Genomic DNA, 533 nt, shown 5'->3' with positions numbered 1-533 from the left:
AACGGCCTGGCCTCGGAAGCGGCGATGAAGTACATCGTGCTCGGTTCGCTGGCCTCGGGCCTGCTGCTGTACGGCATGTCGCTGATCTACGGCGCCACCGGCTCGCTGCATCTGGATGCGATCAACGCTGCCATTCCGCACACCGAAGAGAAGATGCTGCTGCTGACCGGCGCGGTGTTCATGATCGCCGGCGTGGCCTTCAAGCTGGGTGCCGCCCCGTTCCACATGTGGCTGCCCGACGTGTACCAGGGTGCCCCGGCACCGGTCGCGCTGTTCATCAGCTCGGCCCCGAAGCTGGCCGCGTTCGGCATGGCCTACCGCCTGCTGGAGATGGGCGTGGGCCCGCTGGCCGACGAGTGGAAGTACCTGATCGGTGGGCTGGCCGCACTGTCGCTGGTGATCGGCAACCTGATGGCGATCGCGCAGACCAACCTGAAGCGCATGCTGGCCTTCTCGACCGTTTCGCACATCGGCTTCCTGCTGATGGGCATGGCCGGCGGTGGCGAGCGTGGCTACTCGGCGGCGCTGTTCTA

Annotated in this window: 1 protein-coding gene; it reads left to right on the top strand. The window is 66.4% G+C overall.

Features of this window, described 5'->3' with window-relative positions:
• Positions 1-24 precede the first annotated feature (24 nt).
• Positions 25-533: NADH-quinone oxidoreductase subunit N (locus tag AAE045_RS24235; protein ID WP_455549844.1), on the top strand; the 509-nt coding region annotated here is incomplete at its 3' end.

Source organism: Dryocola clanedunensis, from assembly GCF_038405435.1.
GTDB classification, from domain to species: Bacteria; Pseudomonadota; Gammaproteobacteria; order Enterobacterales; family Enterobacteriaceae; genus Dryocola; species Dryocola clanedunensis_A.
This window is presented reverse-complemented; position numbering and strand designations above follow the sequence as displayed.